The 16030-nt window shown below is 43.7% G+C and carries 16 protein-coding genes; 4 read left to right on the forward strand and 12 right to left on the reverse strand.

Features of this window, described 5'->3' with window-relative positions; translation table 11 throughout:
* Positions 1-136: 136 nt before the first annotated feature.
* The 5 genes from ABVF21_RS07460 to ABVF21_RS07480 all read right to left on the reverse strand — a co-directional run bounded on the left by ABVF21_RS07460 (position 137) and on the right by ABVF21_RS07480 (position 5337).
* On the reverse strand, positions 137-2089 hold the full coding sequence (locus tag ABVF21_RS07460) for a TRAP transporter permease (RefSeq protein ID WP_371017954.1): 1953 nt from the start codon (positions 2087-2089) through the stop codon (positions 137-139).
* Between the two features lie 40 nt (positions 2090-2129).
* Positions 2130-2684, reverse strand: a complete 555-nt coding sequence (locus ABVF21_RS07465) for a DUF1850 domain-containing protein (RefSeq protein WP_371017881.1) — start codon at positions 2682-2684, stop codon at positions 2130-2132.
* A 37-nt stretch (positions 2685-2721) separates the two neighbouring features.
* Entirely contained in the window at positions 2722-3696 is a 975-nt protein-coding gene (locus ABVF21_RS07470) for a TAXI family TRAP transporter solute-binding subunit (RefSeq protein WP_371017882.1), read from the reverse strand.
* A gap of 236 nt (positions 3697-3932) precedes the next feature.
* On the reverse strand, positions 3933-4292 hold the full coding sequence (locus tag ABVF21_RS07475) for an SLAP domain-containing protein (RefSeq protein ID WP_371017884.1): 360 nt from the start codon (positions 4290-4292) through the stop codon (positions 3933-3935).
* Positions 4276-5337, reverse strand: coding sequence for an FUSC family protein (locus tag ABVF21_RS07480; protein WP_371017885.1), 1062 nt, complete (start codon positions 5335-5337; stop codon positions 4276-4278). Before ABVF21_RS07480 ends, ABVF21_RS07475 begins: the two co-directional genes overlap by 17 nt.
* A gap of 100 nt (positions 5338-5437) precedes the next feature.
* Here ABVF21_RS07480 and ABVF21_RS07485 point away from each other — a divergent pair, with 100 nt between their 5' ends.
* Positions 5438-6064, forward strand: coding sequence for a DUF429 domain-containing protein (locus ABVF21_RS07485; protein WP_371017886.1), 627 nt, complete (start codon positions 5438-5440; stop codon positions 6062-6064).
* A 24-nt stretch (positions 6065-6088) separates the two neighbouring features.
* Here the strand turns inward: ABVF21_RS07485 and ABVF21_RS07490 are convergent, their stop codons facing one another.
* From ABVF21_RS07490 to ABVF21_RS07500, 3 genes are all read right to left on the reverse strand, one after another.
* Positions 6089-6283 (reverse strand): hypothetical protein, encoded by a 195-nt coding sequence (locus tag ABVF21_RS07490; protein ID WP_303532627.1) that lies wholly within the window; start codon positions 6281-6283, stop codon positions 6089-6091.
* Positions 6284-6338: 55 nt separating this feature from the next.
* On the reverse strand, positions 6339-6812 hold the full coding sequence (locus ABVF21_RS07495; protein WP_371017887.1) for a glutathione peroxidase: 474 nt from the start codon (positions 6810-6812) through the stop codon (positions 6339-6341).
* 63 nt (positions 6813-6875) lie between these two features.
* A complete protein-coding gene (locus tag ABVF21_RS07500) occupies positions 6876-7922 on the reverse strand; it encodes a class I SAM-dependent methyltransferase (RefSeq protein WP_371017888.1) in 1047 nt (348 codons plus the stop codon).
* A 157-nt stretch (positions 7923-8079) separates the two neighbouring features.
* Between ABVF21_RS07500 and ABVF21_RS07505 the strand changes: the two genes are divergently transcribed.
* The 3 genes from ABVF21_RS07505 (at position 8080) to ABVF21_RS07515 (ending at position 12336) form a co-directional block, all read left to right on the forward strand.
* A complete protein-coding gene (locus ABVF21_RS07505) occupies positions 8080-9825 on the forward strand; it encodes a B12-binding domain-containing radical SAM protein (protein ID WP_371017889.1) in 1746 nt (581 codons plus the stop codon).
* 144 nt (positions 9826-9969) lie between these two features.
* Entirely contained in the window at positions 9970-11418 is a 1449-nt protein-coding gene (locus ABVF21_RS07510) for an amidase (RefSeq protein WP_371017890.1), read from the forward strand.
* Positions 11419-11442: 24 nt separating this feature from the next.
* Positions 11443-12336 (forward strand): DMT family transporter, encoded by an 894-nt coding sequence (locus tag ABVF21_RS07515; protein ID WP_371017891.1) that lies wholly within the window; start codon positions 11443-11445, stop codon positions 12334-12336.
* A gap of 77 nt (positions 12337-12413) precedes the next feature.
* On the opposite strand, the gene ABVF21_RS07520 is transcribed toward ABVF21_RS07515, so the two are convergent.
* Genes ABVF21_RS07520 through ABVF21_RS07535 form a run of 4 tightly spaced genes read right to left on the reverse strand, consistent with a single transcriptional unit; the run spans position 12414 to position 16025 of the window.
* Positions 12414-13163, reverse strand: coding sequence for an IucA/IucC family C-terminal-domain containing protein (locus tag ABVF21_RS07520; RefSeq protein WP_371017892.1), 750 nt, complete (start codon positions 13161-13163; stop codon positions 12414-12416).
* Positions 13153-13953 (reverse strand): ABC transporter ATP-binding protein, encoded by an 801-nt coding sequence (locus ABVF21_RS07525; protein WP_226615848.1) that lies wholly within the window; start codon positions 13951-13953, stop codon positions 13153-13155. Before ABVF21_RS07525 ends, ABVF21_RS07520 begins: the two co-directional genes overlap by 11 nt.
* Positions 13954-13968: 15 nt before the next feature.
* On the reverse strand, positions 13969-15018 hold the full coding sequence (locus ABVF21_RS07530) for a FecCD family ABC transporter permease (protein ID WP_371017893.1): 1050 nt from the start codon (positions 15016-15018) through the stop codon (positions 13969-13971).
* Positions 15015-16025 carry a FecCD family ABC transporter permease gene (locus ABVF21_RS07535; protein ID WP_371017894.1) on the reverse strand — a complete coding sequence of 337 codons (1011 nt, stop codon included), beginning with the start codon at positions 16023-16025 and terminating at the stop codon, positions 15015-15017. Before ABVF21_RS07535 ends, ABVF21_RS07530 begins: the two co-directional genes overlap by 4 nt.
* Positions 16026-16030 lie beyond the last annotated feature (5 nt).

Raw genomic sequence — 16030 nt, forward strand, 5'->3', positions numbered from 1 at the left:
AGTCCTTTCTCTTCAAACGAATTTGTTTTATGACGACGCTTTCATCATATCACACTCTTCTTCTACCGGGAATCAGCAGATCTTAGCGTTTTTTACATAGAAAAAGTCGCCCTCTTAGTAGGAGCGACTTTTCGATTTATGCATTCGCAACTTCTTTCTTTCCACCGTCCTGCTTGATCAAGAACTGAAGAGCTAACAGAGTGATAAATAGCCCGAGTCCAATGAGATCTGTAGAACCTTCTGGATAAATAAGCATTACGCCTGCCGCTACAGCAGCGATCCGTTCAACTAAAACAGTTCGACGGTACCAATAACCAATCATACCTGCACCGATGCTAATCATTCCCGTTAATGACGTGAAAAGTACCCAAAGAAGACTTTGCCACGTTGTATCAATCATCATGAGCTCGGGTGAGAGCACAAAAATGTATGGAATGATAAATGCCGCAATCGCGAGCTTAGCTGATTGAACCCCTGTCCGAAGTGGCTCACCTCCCGATACACCTGCTGCCGCAAAAGCAGCGAGCGCAACCGGCGGTGTAATATCTGCGACGATACCGAAATAGAACACAAACATATGCGCCGATAACTCAGGGACAGATAATACAATCAAGGCCGGAGCCGCAATTGTTGACGTGATAACATAGTTTGCGGTCGTTGGAGATCCCATCCCAAGAATAAGGGAGGCAATCATCGTAAAGAAAAGGGTGAGCAACAAATTTTCACCAGAAAGCGAAACAAGACTATTCGCAAGCTTTAACCCAAGTCCTGTTAGAGTAACTACACCTACGATCATCCCCGCTGCAGCGGTTGCAGCCGCCACTCCAAGTGCGGTTCTTGCCCCATTCGCGAGGGCATCAATGAAATCGCCGATTCCCATACGAGTTTCCTTATTAATTGCTCCAACGATAATAGCTGACAAAATCGCATAAAGAGCTGCACGCGTAACGGACGTGCCTGACATTAAGAAGAAGATAACAGCGACGATTGGAAAAAGAAGATAGATCCGCGCAAGTACAGCTTTTCGGTTTGGCATTTCATCTTCCGTCAAACCTCTTAATCCAATGCGCTTTGCTTCAAAGTGAGTCATGATCCAAATACCCGTAAAATATAGGACCGCAGGAATCGCAGCCGCTTTGGCAATTTCCCAGTAGGTGATGCCACCACCGATAAATTCCACCATTAGAAACGCCGCTGCGCCCATAATTGGCGGCATAAGCTGACCACCTGTAGAAGCTGCTGCCTCTACTCCACCAGCAAATTCCTTCCGATACCCAAGTCGCTTCATCATTGGAATCGTAAATGAACCCGAGGTCACAACATTCGCAACTGAGCTTCCGCTAATGGTTCCTTGAAGCGCACTTGAGAAAATGGCTACCTTTGCCGGTCCTCCAACCCGTTTTCCTGCAATAACGAGAGCAAGATCATTGAAGTACTGACCAACCCCTGTTTTGACGAGAAAAGCTCCGAAGAGGAGGAAAAGGAAAATAAATGTGGAAGACACCCCAAGCGGCGTTCCAAGAATTCCTTCTGTCGTGTAGTACATGGAGCGAATAATGCGATCAATACTCAATCCACGATGCTGCAAAAATCCCGGCATATAAGGTCCGAAATAAGAGTAAAGCAAGAAAATAGACGTAATCACGGTAATCGGAAGCCCTACCACCCGTCGCGTTGCTTCAAGAACAAGCAGGATAGCTAAAAGCCCTACAATTAAATCAAGCGTTGTAAGGCGTCCAATCCGATACACAAGTTCATCGAAATTTAAAGGCCAATACATCCCAACGTAAACACCAATAATGGCTAGTAAACCATCATACCAGGCAACTTGAAACTTCCCTTTTGTCTTATTACGCAGCTTCTTTTTGGAAGCAGGAAATAATAGAAAAATTAGTCCGAGCGCGAACGCTAAATGAATGGATCGCTGAAGCTGTGCTGTAAAAACGCCGAAAATAGCTGTGTATAATTGGAAAATGGAGAAACCTACGAGACCAGCAAGTGAGATCCATCCGATTATACCTGTCAGCCTACGATGACCTGCTTCAGGATCGAATTTCGCCATTAATTCCTGCGTTTGTTCATCTGTCATCTGCTCTTTGTCTTGCTTCGTTTTCGGAGGCTGATCTTTCTCACTCAAGCACGTTCACTCCTTTCATCCACTGCCATAAACTGATTGTTTCTGATTCAAGGTGAAGCCATGAACCAGGCTCAATGATCCGACTTAATTCAATCTCTTTATCTTGGACAAGAAGCACGTGATTAGCGACGACCTGACCCGTTCTCATATCAATAAACGGAAATTTCCTGTTCATATCTTTAATCTTGTATCCATCCTTATCCTGGACAAATCGTTCCCCTGCATCCGCATTTGAAGGCAATCCGATGGCAAAATTCTCGTATGAGAGTTCGTATTGCACAATCTCACCAGATTCAGATACATAATAAGACTCCTGAACAGGTGTTTTGTGCACAGAATGTGTATAGCGAATGTCGAAGTTAGCCGGATCATCCTCAAAAGGAACATATGCCAAAACTTTGCCTGACTCTCCTTTTTCGAGCGCCATCACAGGAAAAAATGGATAAAGAAAAACGACTAAAATAAGGGCAACCGCAATTGTCGTTTGGTACATGAATTGTTTCGTTGAATCGGAAGGTTTCATAGTAAGAAGACGCAGGCTTTTCACCTGCGTCCGTCACATCCTTTTTTGTAGATTCGCTACTTTACTCGACACCTTTTTCATCAAAGTATTTCTTAGCACCAGGATGAAGGTCAATCCCAACACCCTCTAGCGCTGTATCAGCTGTAATAAACTCACCTTTAGCGTGCGTAATTTTATCAGAGTTATCAAAGATCGCTTTCGTTACTTGATACACATAATCTTCATCAAGGTCTGAACGAGCTACAAGCATCGCAAGAACTGCGACAGTTTTCACATCACTTTCAAGACCGTACGTTCCACTTTTCACCGTATCTTCTGCATAATACGGGTGCTCTTCAATCAGCTTATCAATTTTATCCTGCTCGATTGGAAGAATGTTCACTGGCTTCACTGCAGACAAGCCTTCTACTGCACCAGTCGGTGTACCAGAAGTAATAAAAGCAGCGTCGATTGTGCCATCCTGGATCCCTTCAGTAGACTCATCAAATGCAAGATGCTGAGCATCGATGTCTTCCATCATAATATCATGAGCAGCTAGCACTTGCTCCGCATTCGCATATGTTCCACTACCTGGTGCTCCAACGGAAACTTTCTTTCCTTTCAAATCATCCACAGAAGCAATGCCACTCTCCTGAAGAGTTACGATTTGAATCGTTTCAGGATATAGTGTTCCAATCGCCTGGATGTTGTCCACTTTTCCATCTTCAAACATTAACTCACCGTTTGTTGCGTATGCCGCGATATCTGTTTGAGTAAATGCGATATCCGCATCTCCATCCTGGAGAATTTGCATATTTTCAACAGAAGCACCTGATGACTGAGCATTGGCACTTTCAATATCGGTTCCATCTTGAATTATATTTGCTAGTTCACCGCCAAGTGGGAAATACGTTCCTCCCGTTCCTCCCGTTAATAAACTAAGCTCTGAAGGAGATCCGTTTGCTTTTCCGTCTGAATCAGAACCTCCACAAGCTCCAAGCACCATCGCTATAGATAGTACAATAACGAATAAACTAAGTCTTCTTTTCTTTCCCATGCAACTTCTCCCCCTTTAATAGTTAGAAAATTTCAAATTTACTATACCATATTGTTCCTTTAATTGGTACAGGTTATTAGAACACCCTCCAAAAAGGAAAACTGTTATAAAACAAAAAAAGCCACATTTCTACTCGGTTCGTTGTCATTCGACTTTACCGATTCAGATCGATAACGTCGAATAACAACGAAATATAGTAAAAAGTGGCCTAAAATTTGTTTTCGCTTGTAAAATAATCAGGAAATACTCCAGTTCTTGAGAGAAGCCTGTCGAATCCTTGTCTCTGGTGGAAAAATAAACGTCCATGGTACAGCTGAATGAGATGGAACAGTTAACTTATGGGTAAACCGTTCTGTTGCCACTAAGCTGTTATCTTCAAAATAAGAGAGCAGGCGATCATCTAATTTCCAATCACCCATACCATTTAGAATACAAACAGAAGCCAGCAGTTCATTACGATGATTAAAAGCTACTCGAATTGGAACAAACTGAAGCTCTCCTTCTTGGATCGGGTTCTCGTCATAAATGTCCTGGATTCGTTTACGATCTTTGTCAGCTATCGTACGGTCCCACTTTTCTTCAAAGATCAGCTTCACGTTTTTCACCTCTGTTCATGTACCGACTCTCTTTTTCTTCTAGAATCGACAAATCATCAATCACATCATTCAAGGAAAGCAACTCAAATATCACAATCATTTTTCCTGTAAAATGATGGCGGGGGTCTGTCGCTTCATCTCTTGAATCATCAAGATCATGAAATAGCTGATCGAGCTTTTCAATGCTATCGATATGCTCTTGTGTCAGCTGCGTAGAAGGGTTATGAAAAGCTTTGGAGATCGAACGACCGGCTTCAATAATGATGCGATGATCTTCGGGATCGATGCCATTTTTCGTATCGGTAAATAGCATATTTCCAAGATGGTAAAGGATCTTCTGCAAGTATTCCAGTTTTTTAAGAACAACAGAAAAGGTGCGAACTTCATGAATGCTGTGCCTGCGGTATTTCCACTCTTCCCGCTGATAGGCAATTAATTTGTATGTTCGTTCAAGGTCACGACTTAAGCGCTGATATACGAGTGTTTGTCTTTTGGCATGCGGAAGATCTGCGATAATTTGATCTAGTAAATCACCAGCGTTGCGGTACAGTCGCTTTACACCTTGATTGATCATAGTATGGAATTTAGGTGGCATAACAAAGTAGTTTACTGCTGTTGAAACAACAATCCCAATGAGCGTCGTACTCAATCTTCCTACAAAAGATATCATATACTCTCCTGATGTATCGGGAATCATCGCAACTGCTGTTAGCGTTGCAACAAGCATACCGTCATCAAGTCCAAGCTTATGACAGGCAATAAGTGTGAAGGTTGCGGCTAGCGCATAAGTGAAGGGTGATTGATGAAGCATGGATTCAAATAACATGGCAAATCCGGCTCCGATTGCAGCCGCTGGAAAACGCACGATCCCTTTTTTTATGGAGTCCGATGCAGTAGGCTCCACCGTTACGATGGCTGTAATCACAGCAAAGAGAACAGGAAGGCCGAGCGCATCACAAATCCACGCCGTCAAAAATGCAGCCAGTCCCGTTTTAAGAATTCGTCCACCAACAAATTTAAATACTTTTTGCTTGATATCTATCATACGAATCAGTCCGTTTCTATTCCCCCATTATAACGTACACTACTCGTTTACATGAACCCATTTTCCACTTATTGTTTAATTAAGCGAAAGGAGAGATGTTATGAAACGCTTTATCGGAATTGATTTATCAGGACCATCTAATACAAAAGATACCTCTATAGCGATCTTTCATGGAGATGATTCCGCGCTTTCCTTTCATCAGCTCATCGAAGGGGCAACAGATGAGGACATTTATCAGCAAGGAAAGCTCACACATAACACAATCATTGGAATCGATGCCCCCCTTTCTTACCAACCAGGTGGCGGCGATCGACCTGCAGACAGAGCACTTAGAAAAGCGGTCGTTAAAATCGGGATGCGAAGCGGATCGATTATGACGCCAACGATGACGCGAATGGTTTATTTAACGCTTAGAGGAATCTCACTCTCGAGGACGCTTTCACCACATGCTACTATTGTGGAAGTGCATCCTGGAGCCGCGATCGGTTTGCGAGCACCCAATATCGAATCTATTCTCGCTTATAAATCAGAAATAGAACATCGCTATCAGCTAAAGTACTTTCTCGAACAAGATGGGGTAACAGGAATTCCAGAAAAAGCACTCGAATCATCGCATTCTTTTGATGCGTGTCTTGCTGCTTATGCAGCGTGGAGGTGGGAGCATGGTCGATCGGAATTTCTATACGAAGCCAAACCACCTTTCCATCCATTCGACATGAGCTGTTAATAGGGTATTAAAAAACCCTGCGCACTAATTGCGTAGGGTCTCATCAAAGACTTTTGGAACGATGTCGCGAACGACAATATATAAAGTGCTTAAGAAAAATGCTGTAATTGCCATCGCAAATGAAGGAAACACATCCCATTCACGGTCCATGCTCCATCCACTGAGCATCGCTCCTGAAAACGTGCCAATCATATAGCAAAACGGAATCCACCATTTCATTTTGATTTATCACCTCAGAAATGATATACCCCGTTTCGACAAATTCCGAACCTTTTTAGAGCATTTCCTCAATATCTTTCTTAATAGCGGCTGGTTCTGTCTTTGGCTCATAGCGTTTCACGACATGACCATCTTGATTTACGAGGAACTTCGTAAAATTCCAGGGAATGTCGCCGTGTTCAACATCTGGCGCTTCGTGCGTTAAATAGCGATAAAGAGGATGAGCATCGCTACCGTTTACATCGATTTTCGCAAACATTGGGAAACTCACGCCATAATTAATGGAGCAAAATTCCTCAATATCATCCTTCGATCCAGGCTCTTGCTCTCCAAATTGGTTACAAGGAAAGCCTAGAATTTCAAACGGCTTGTCCTCAAGCGACGTATACAGCTCCTGAAGTCCTTCATACTGTGGTGTTAATCCGCATTTACTAGCCGTGTTGACGATTAAAAGAACCTTTCCGCTATATTCTGATAGCGGCATGTCTTTCCCTTGAAGCGTTTCTGCAGTGAATGAATGTACACTCATTTTATCCCTCCTATTCGTTGTCTCACCTCACTTTTATCATAGTTAAGCAAGAATCGCTAGCAATCAGCGCGCTCTTGCAATAATGCCGTTATGCACTTTAATATAGCCGTGCCTTACAATATCCATGCCGTTTTCATACGCATAGAGTCCCATTTGACGGATATCCATTAGCTCACGATACGTATGATTCATCATATCAGCCATCACATGATAATAAAGACGCGACTTCATCTGATTTCGAGGTGTTGTCATAATAACGTATCCATCATCTTTTACAAATTTGCGATGCCAATCTAAAATAGCTGGTTTATGTTCATCCGGCACATGTTCAAGCAAGCCTACACTTAGAACAATATCAAACTCTTTATGAAAATCGAGATCACGAATGTCTTTTACAAGATAGCTAATGTTCATTTGGTCTTTGTACCAAACTTTTGGTCCGCCCGTTTGTGGATTTGTTCCAAGAAAGGGATACGTATTCGGAAAATGAGCAAAACGATCTGTTTTACAGAAGGCATCGTAATCTACCATGACAACTTCTCCACCCGGATACATCGCATGAAGCTGCATTGCTTCATACCCTTCGGCAGCACCAAGAAAGAGAATACGAGGATTTTTTACATCAAGTCCTTCAAAAAGCGCTCGCTTTCCACGCGGATCCCAAATCCCATCCTCGATGCGGTGCACATAATTCCAGAGAGATAAGCGTACCATCTCCCCCAGGCCATTCTTGACATCACGAAGATGAAAGCCTTTGAAGCTATCTTTTAGAGAAGACTTCAAGCGCTGCTGTTCGGCAGGTACATCTTGCATAAATAGATTGTGAAATGAGCGATTAAAATACTCCCAAGAGGTTTTCACAGGCATAACCTGCTTATGTTCAGATTCCCAATCTAGACGCTCTTTCGCGAGCTTCTTCACTTCAAACGGCCTTCCTACCTGTTTCCAAGACATTTGCGACCAGTCGCTTACCATATTTGCATTCACAAAGCGATCGAGCTGTTCATTCCTCGGATTCCTTAAATCGACACGATAACTCGGCAGTAATGCTGTGTATTCAAAGTCTTGTTCCGAAAAAGGGTGTTCAGGCGTTATTGAAGCAAGTTCCAATTAGCTCACTCCTTATTTTTTCACTTATTTTCTCACGAAAGCGTTTTCATTTCAAATATTTTCCGAATGTACCCACAAGCGATCACGCTATCCTATCTAAATTATTTGTAATGAAGGTGATATAATAGAGAGATTAACGATCAGGAGTTGGAAAAAAATGAAGATTGTAGTAAGTACGTTAAATGCGAAGTTCATCCATACGTGTCTCGCATTAAGGTATTTGAAAGCCTCTGCTGCCCCAGATTATGATGTACAAATGGCAGAATACACGATTAAAGATCCGATTATGAATATTGTTAGTGACCTCCACAGTATGAAGGCTGATGTCATTGGATTTAGCTGCTATATCTGGAATATTGAAGAGACGATTCCAGTCATTGAAATGTTAAAGAAAGTAAATCCATCGCTCACGATCGTACTTGGCGGTCCTGAAGTGTCATATGATGTGTATGAGTGGCTCGACCGTATACCTCAAGCTGATTATATTGTCATGGGAGAAGGAGAAGTGACGTTTAAAGAACTGCTTCGATCAATTGAAACAGGAGAATCAGTTGAAAACGTAAAAGGAATTGTTTACAGAAAAGATGGAAGTAATCATATTAATCCACCAGCACCAAAACTAAGCTTAAGTGAGATTCCATCCCCTTTTCGATTCGAAGAAGACCTTGCTGATCTTGGTCGCCGCGTCACTTACGTTGAAACGAGTCGGGGATGTCCTTATTCCTGTCAATTCTGCTTATCCTCTATTGAAGTTGGCGTAAGGTATTTTCCTGTAGATCGAATGAAGGAAGAGCTGCGTTTCTTAATGGATAACGGGGCAAAAACGATTAAATTCGTTGATCGAACATTTAACATTAGACGAAACTACGCGATTGATATGTTTCAATTCCTTATTGATGAACACCGCCCGGGCTGTGTGTTTCAGTTCGAGATCACGGCTGATATTATGCGACCGGAAGTACTAGAATTTCTCAATAGCGAAGCTCCGCCCGGACTCTTCCGATTCGAGATAGGTATTCAATCAACCAACGATACAACAAATGAACTCGTGATGCGAAAGCAAAACTTTGAGAAGCTTGCGCGAACAGTCACAATGGTGAAAGACGGCGGCAAAATTGATCAGCACCTTGATTTAATCGCTGGACTTCCTGAAGAAGACTACGCTTCTTTCCGAAAAACGTTTAACGACGTTTTCTCCTTCCGTCCGGAAGAGCTGCAGCTTGGCTTTTTGAAAATGCTACGCGGCACAGGTGTCCGTCTAAGCGCTGAGAAACATGGCTACCTTTACATGGATCATGCACCTTATGAAATTCTTGGAAATAACGTTCTTTCCTTTGATGACGTTATTCGCATTAAACAGGTAGAAGACGTGCTAGAAAAATACTGGAATGATCATCGTATGGACGCAACAATTGAGTATCTTGTCACAGAAGTTTTCCAATCTCCATTTGATTTCTTCCAAGGTTTCGGCAGCCATTGGGAAGGAAAAGGCTGGTCACGAATTGGGCATCAGCTAGAAGATTTATTCCGACGCCTGGCTGACTTTATTGAGAAGCATGCTCCAGCTCATCATGAGCGTGTCACATCGCTTATGAAAATCGATTACTTATCAAAATCCAAAAAGAAGCCTCGTACGGTGTGGTGGCGTGATCGCCTTGAGAAAGAAGAAGAAAACGCCCTATTGAAGCTTGTAAATGAACAACCAGCTTTGCTTGGAGAAGACTATCAAGCGTTAAACCTATCTGAACGAGACCTGTATAAGCATACAGTAATCGATCTGTTACCGAGCTCAGAAGAGGGGCAAATACAGAAAACCATTTTACTCGTTTACTATCATCCGAAAACAAATGAGCGTAACGTGTTTTATGGTGTTCTTCCTTCAGAATCTTCCGTTGCGTTGTAAAGCTGAAGGGAAAAGGCATTTCGACATAGATGAAATGCCTTTTCTATTGAGTGACGTCTCGATTTAAAGGATTTTGTACGTTCAAGACGAATACAGTAATGTATTGATACCGGAGGGTAGGCCGGTAAAATATGGAGGGATAGCATGAAACTATTAGAAATGGATGCCTTGTCCCTATCGAAGAAGATTTCCAACAGAGAAATTTCATCGTACCATGCTGTTAGAACGTATATTGATCATCTGAATGCCATTAACCCAGCCTTAAATTGCCTTGTAGAAGATCGCTTTGATCAAGCTATAGAAGAAGCTAGAAAAGCAGATTATACCCTCACTACAGGAGATGCTAAAGGGCGACTGTTTGGCGTTCCGATTAGTGTAAAAGAGTGCTTTCATGTAGCGAACATGACAACAACAGGAGGCCTCGGGTATCGTGCAGGCTCTCTCGAGAAGAAAGATGCTGAAGTTGTCAGACGCCTTCGCGAAGAAGGTGCCATTATACTCGGAAAAACGAATACACCTGCCCTTTGTTTTTGTCAGGAAACGGATAATAAGCATTACGGCAGAACGAATAACCCGTGGGACACCTCAAGAACAGCAGGTGGATCTAGCGGTGGGGAAGGCGCTTTGATCGCTGCAGGCGGTGCCGCAGTTGGTCTCGGTGCTGACATCGGCGGCTCGATTCGATTTCCTTCCCATTTTAATGGCATTATTGGCTTTAAATCCGGCAATCGTCAGGTATCTCAAGAAGGAAATTTTCCTTTTGTTGATAAGCCAGAGCAAGAACGCATGCTAGGAATTGGTGCGATGAGCAAGTCTGTCCAAGATGCGAGATTAATTAACCAGATTATCGCCCACAAACAGCCACCTGAACGTAACCTTGCAGATTTTAAACTCGTCTACCCAGTTCCTCACCATCGCTATCCGATTAATCGCGAAACGTTTCAATTGATCACAACCATAAGGGATGCGTTTGATGGCGAGCTTTCTGAAGAGCAGGCAAATCCCCCATTTTTTGAAGAAGCCGCTCTCATGTGGCAACAAATGATGTCGATTGACGGGGGAGCCGATATGGCTAAGCTTATGTTGGAAAACGATAAAGCAAGTCCAATCGGTGAATACATGAAGGAAAAGCTTTTCCGTAGTTCAGATGTACATCCCTACTTATCGTGGGCGCTTATTGGAACGAAGCTTTTCAAGCCTAACCAAAAACAAATCAAACAAATCCATGCTTCTCTAAAGCGTGGAGATGAAATTTTAGAAGATTATTTGGACGACCGAATCTTAATTATGCCAGTCTATCATTCACCGGCACCGCTTCACGGAGAATTGTATCAAGAACTTTTCTCCATTCGTAAAACCTTCTTGAACTATATGCCTTACATTGCGTATGCGAATGTGTGGGGGCTCCCTTCTCTTACAATTCCAATTGGAACTAGTAAAGAAGGCCTTCCAATCGGTGTACAGCTAGTAAGCCGCATTGGTCATGAAGAAGCGCTTTTTCAGCTAGGAGAGCAAATTGAACAGCGCATCGGCGGGTATAATCGCTGTGTGCAGCATGATCAAAAAGCCGAGGCTGAAGCAGAACTCGTTTAAGTCGTAATGGAGGATTGAATCCCATTGTTTAAAAACCAACATACGAAGCCATACATCGCCATTATGATCGCAATCCTATTTATCTCCACTTCCGCCGTCATCGTCAAGCTAGCAACTGCTCAAGCTTCGATTATTGCGATGTACCGTCTCGTTTTTGCCATACTTATTATGCTTCCAATTATCCTACGAGGCTATCGAAACGCCTTTAGTCATATTAAAGCTTCTGATTGGGGATTCGGAAGTCTTGCAGGCGTTAGTCTCGCCTTTCACTTTATTCTCTGGTTTGAGTCACTCAACTACACGTCCGTTGCAAGCTCTGTTGTTCTTGTCACATTACAGCCGCTGTTTGCCTTTATCGGTACGTATCTTTTCTTCAAAGAAAAACTCACCCTTCTAGCTATTGCTGGAGGGGTGACCGCTGTGACCGGCTCTATTGTGATCAGCTGGGGGGATTTCAAGATTAGTGGAATGGCTCTGTGGGGGGATCTTTTAGCTCTGACAGCATGTGCCATGGTAACTGGATACCTCTTGTTCGGTCAGAACATTCGAAAGCGGCTGGATCTGATGCCATACACCTTTATCGTGTATGGTATCGCTGCTCTTACGCTTATCATCTATAACGTTGTATTACGCTACCCGTTCTTTACTTATCCATCTACAGACTGGGGATATTTCATCTTGCTCGCGATATTCCCAACGCTTCTCGGTCATTCTCTATTAAATTGGGCTGTGAAGTGGGTGAGCGTAAATGTCATTTCAATGAGCATCCTATTTGAACCGATCGGGGCTAGTATTCTCGCCTATTTTATCCTTGGCGAAACATTGCATACGATGCAATGGATTGGTGGCGGAATTATCATTACCGGTCTTTATCTCTTTATAAGAAGCTACACCTACAAAAGAAAACCGAAAAAATAGCTTGGCGTCCCCTTTCGGGGGACGCCAAGCTATTTCGACAGTATTCGAGCTAAACCGGGTGGTGCCTGTCACCACTCCTAGCGCGCTTTAGGACACGTCTTACAGCACGCGCCACCTTCCGATATTTGATCGTACAAACAGCATGTACGTCGGAAGCGGATCTCTCCTTCTTCACGCTTCACTTTCTCTGAATAATACGGCATGAACGGGTTTGCACCGCAGGTGAAACTTGTGCAGTTGAACTCCTTGAGAAGGTAATGAAAGTCTTCTTTAGCTCGACGCACTTGTACCTCATTTCCCTCAGATGGGATCAGAGTTTCATAGAGCCAGAACAAGTAAATGGCCACATTCTCCCATAAAATCGCCGCTGATAATTTCGTCGCTTTCACCATTGCTTCAACAAACGGAGCAAGGTTCTCGTTAATCAGTTTATTGGCAAGTGCTGCTCTTATTTCAACACGATCTTTCTGAATAATGGTGACGTCTACGTCGTTATCAATCATAAGCTTCATCATCCAGGGCTCCGCATCTGTATCAACTTCATAGCAAAGCTCATTAGGTCCTGCCAGAATCGCTTTATCCCACATCGTAAAAGCATACAGTATCGGCACAACCGTCATAAAACCATATCTTTTCATAAACTGTGATCCCGCCACAATTATAGATGGAAAATGGCTTTCCTCCACGAGCTGTTCAAGAAGACCTTTTAAGTGATGCTCATCATGTAACTGCTGCACAAAGCTTGCACTGCTTTCACCCACAGTCAGGCGAAACTGTTCCAGTCTTTCTATCTCTTCTCTCGTAAACACCGGGTGCTCAGCGACCATTTACCTTCCTCCCTTTGCCATGTGGTACACAAAGCGGTGTACCGAATAGCGGATCCTCTATAATGTCACATTGAAGCCCAAACACATGCTTCACAAGCTCTTCATTCACGATCTCTTCTGGTTTTCCTTGATCATAAATGCCCTTATCCTTTACAGCAATAATATGGTCGGCATAGCGACAAGCGAGGTTTAAGTCGTGAAGAACCATTAGAATGGTCCGGTTATCTTCTTTATTCAATTCAAAAAGTAAATCGAGTACCTCCACTTGGTGAGCGAGGTCCAAGTACGTTGTTGGTTCATCAAGTAATATAATATCCGTATCCTGAGCAAGTGTAAGCGCAATCCAGGCACGTTGCCGCTGTCCTCCAGAAAGGGAATCAACATTACGCTCAGCAAACTCTTCCATGTGCGTTGCTTTTAGCGCGTTTTGAACGGCATCTTCGTCCGCTTCAGACCATTGACTAAACCACGTTTGATAAGGATACCGTCCTTGCTTAACGAGCTGCAGAACTGTGAGGCCTTCAGGTGCGACTGGTGACTGTGGAAGGATAGCCATTTTCCGAGCGATTTCCTTTGTTGGCTTATTCGAAATAGCCTCCCCATCAAGAACAATTCCTCCAGAATGCGGCTTTAGAAGTCTAGCTAGACTTCGTAATAGCGTTGATTTGCCACATCCATTTCCACCAATGAGAACGCTCATCTCTCCTTTAGGAATCAATAAGTTCAGCTGATCAATAACGGTTTGTTCTCCATATCCAAGCGTTAAATCTTTCGTTTGCAGTGCGTACACGTCGCCACCTCCTCATCATTTGTTTCTCGATCGAATCAATAAATAGATAAAATACGGTGCTCCAATCGCCGCTGTGAATACACCAGCCGGAACCTCCAAAGGTGAAAAAAGCGTGCGGCCAATTAAGTCAGCAATCATCACAAGTATACTACCAACAAGCGCAGCCACCGGCACAACTACACCGAAAGACGATCCGACGAGCTTTCTCGCAATATGCGGTGCCATTAAACCTACGAATCCGACTCCACCAGCAAATGCAACAGCCCCTCCTGCAAGCGCCGTGCTAATTAACAGTAACGCAATGCGGTCTTTTAAAAGCATCGCTCCTGCACTTCTTGCTACATCATCCCCAAGCTCTTGCAAATTCACCCTTCTTGAGTAAACCATTAAAATAATCATCAGAACGACTACCCACGGCAGCAGCGTCAGAACATCCTGGCCGTTCGTTCCGTGGACACTGCCCGTAATCCAGATGTTTGCATCAGACGCTCTGTAAATAGGACCGATAATCATCAATAATGTCGTTAGCGCCTGCAATAATGCCGTTAACCCGATTCCAATCAATACTAAACGAATCGGTGAAATACCATTTTTCCATGATAAACCAAACACAAGAAATCCAGCTAAAATAGCGCCGATAAAGGAAGCGAGCGGCAACCATTGAATGCTTACCGTAAGGGCATTCGCTTTATCACTAAAGATCGTAAGAAAACCAATCGTTGCAAGTGCACCGCCCCAAGTGATGCCAAGAATATCAGGTGACGCAAGTGGGTTCCGAATCATTCCTTGAAGAATAGCGCCAGATACTGCAAGGGCCGCGCCAGCCAATATGGACATGGCGATCCTAGGAAAGCGGAACTGCTTCACAACAAGCTCATTCATCTCATTCCCATAACCAAATAGCGCCTTCACCACTTCATCCGGGGTCATAAATATCTCCCCAAGGCCAATACTAAGTAATGCGATGATGATAACAGCGCCAGTCAGTCCCGCTATCACCCAAAGCGAGCGGCGATCTAGTAGAAAAGAAACAGCTTTCATTCGAAAGGAAGTGTATTTCATCATAGCTGTTTAAACTCCCTTCGAGCAATATAAATGAAAAATGGCGTTCCGATAACAGCCGTTAGTACACCAACTGGCGCTTCAAGTGGCATGATCACATACCGAGCGGCAATATCAGCTGATAACAAAAGAATCGCCCCAATGATTGCGCTGTACGGAATGACCCAACGATAATCCGGTCCTGTAAAAAAACGAGCAACGTGTGGGACGACGATGCCAATAAAACCAATCGGTCCAGCTACGGCTACTGATCCTCCGGCAAGAAAAACGATAAAAAGTGCTGCGAAAGCTTTGACAAGCAGGGTACGTTGCCCAAGTCCTTTTGCGACATCTTCTCCAATCACCAGAGTGTTAATTTTCGGACTGATCAAAAGCGCACCGACTAAGCCAAGTCCAATATAAGGAATAACCGAGTAAAGCATATTTAGACTGCGCCCTTCAATCGAGCCAGCAAGCCAGAAGAGAACATCTTCAAGCGCTTTCTCATTCAACACAAGCATTCCTTGCGTTAATGAGGAAAACATCGCCGCAATGGCCGCACCGGCAAGGGTCAGCTTCATCGGTGTAAGCCCTTCTCTACCAAATGAGCCAAGCACGTACACGACGATGGAGGCGAACGCAGCTCCAAGAAACGCTAACCAGCTAAATGCTGCGAGTGACGTAACAGAGAAAAAGGTGACCGCAATCACTATCACAAAACTCGCCCCCGCATTTACGCCTAATATGGATGGTGAAGCAAGAGGATTTCGAGTAATCGCCTGCATCAAAGCACCAGCGACAGCAAGACTTGCGCCTACGGCAGCCCCGATCAGTGCTCTCGGAACGCGATTTTCGATAATAATAATATGTTCATTGCTTCCATTAAACTGCGTAAAGGCTTGCCAGGCCGTTGTCCATGTAATACTTGTTAAGCCATAGACCACGCTCGCAAGCATCAGTATTATGACAAGCAACAAGCCAACTGCTAATCCGAACCATTTTTTATTCATTGAGTGTAATTTATGCGTCATAAAGG

Origin of the sequence: Pseudalkalibacillus sp. JSM 102089, assembly GCF_041366475.1 — a bacterium.
In the GTDB taxonomy this organism is placed as follows: Bacteria; Bacillota; Bacilli; order Bacillales; family Guptibacillaceae; genus Guptibacillus; species Guptibacillus hwajinpoensis_B.

Bases quoted from the DNA above. Each gene is read 5' to 3' on its own strand.
- ABVF21_RS07505 (WP_371017889.1), top strand. From the start codon at position 8,080: ATGAAGATTGTAGTAAGTACGTTAAATGCGAAGTTCATCCATACGTGT.
- ABVF21_RS07480 (WP_371017885.1), bottom strand. From the start codon at position 5,337: ATGATAGATATCAAGCAAAAAGTATTTAAATTTGTTGGTGGACGAATT.
- ABVF21_RS07520 (WP_371017892.1), bottom strand. From the start codon at position 13,163: ATGGTCGCTGAGCACCCGGTGTTTACGAGAGAAGAGATAGAAAGACTG.
- ABVF21_RS07535 (WP_371017894.1), bottom strand. From the start codon at position 16,025: ATGACGCATAAATTACACTCAATGAATAAAAAATGGTTCGGATTAGCA.
- ABVF21_RS07530 (WP_371017893.1), bottom strand. From the start codon at position 15,018: ATGATGAAATACACTTCCTTTCGAATGAAAGCTGTTTCTTTTCTACTA.
- ABVF21_RS07490 (WP_303532627.1), bottom strand. From the start codon at position 6,283: ATGAAATGGTGGATTCCGTTTTGCTATATGATTGGCACGTTTTCAGGA.
- ABVF21_RS07495 (WP_371017887.1), bottom strand. From the start codon at position 6,812: ATGAGTGTACATTCATTCACTGCAGAAACGCTTCAAGGGAAAGACATG.
- ABVF21_RS07470 (WP_371017882.1), bottom strand. From the start codon at position 3,696: ATGGGAAAGAAAAGAAGACTTAGTTTATTCGTTATTGTACTATCTATA.
- ABVF21_RS07460 (WP_371017954.1), bottom strand. From the start codon at position 2,089: ATGACAGATGAACAAACGCAGGAATTAATGGCGAAATTCGATCCTGAA.
- ABVF21_RS07510 (WP_371017890.1), top strand. From the start codon at position 9,970: ATGAAACTATTAGAAATGGATGCCTTGTCCCTATCGAAGAAGATTTCC.
- ABVF21_RS07485 (WP_371017886.1), top strand. From the start codon at position 5,438: ATGAAACGCTTTATCGGAATTGATTTATCAGGACCATCTAATACAAAA.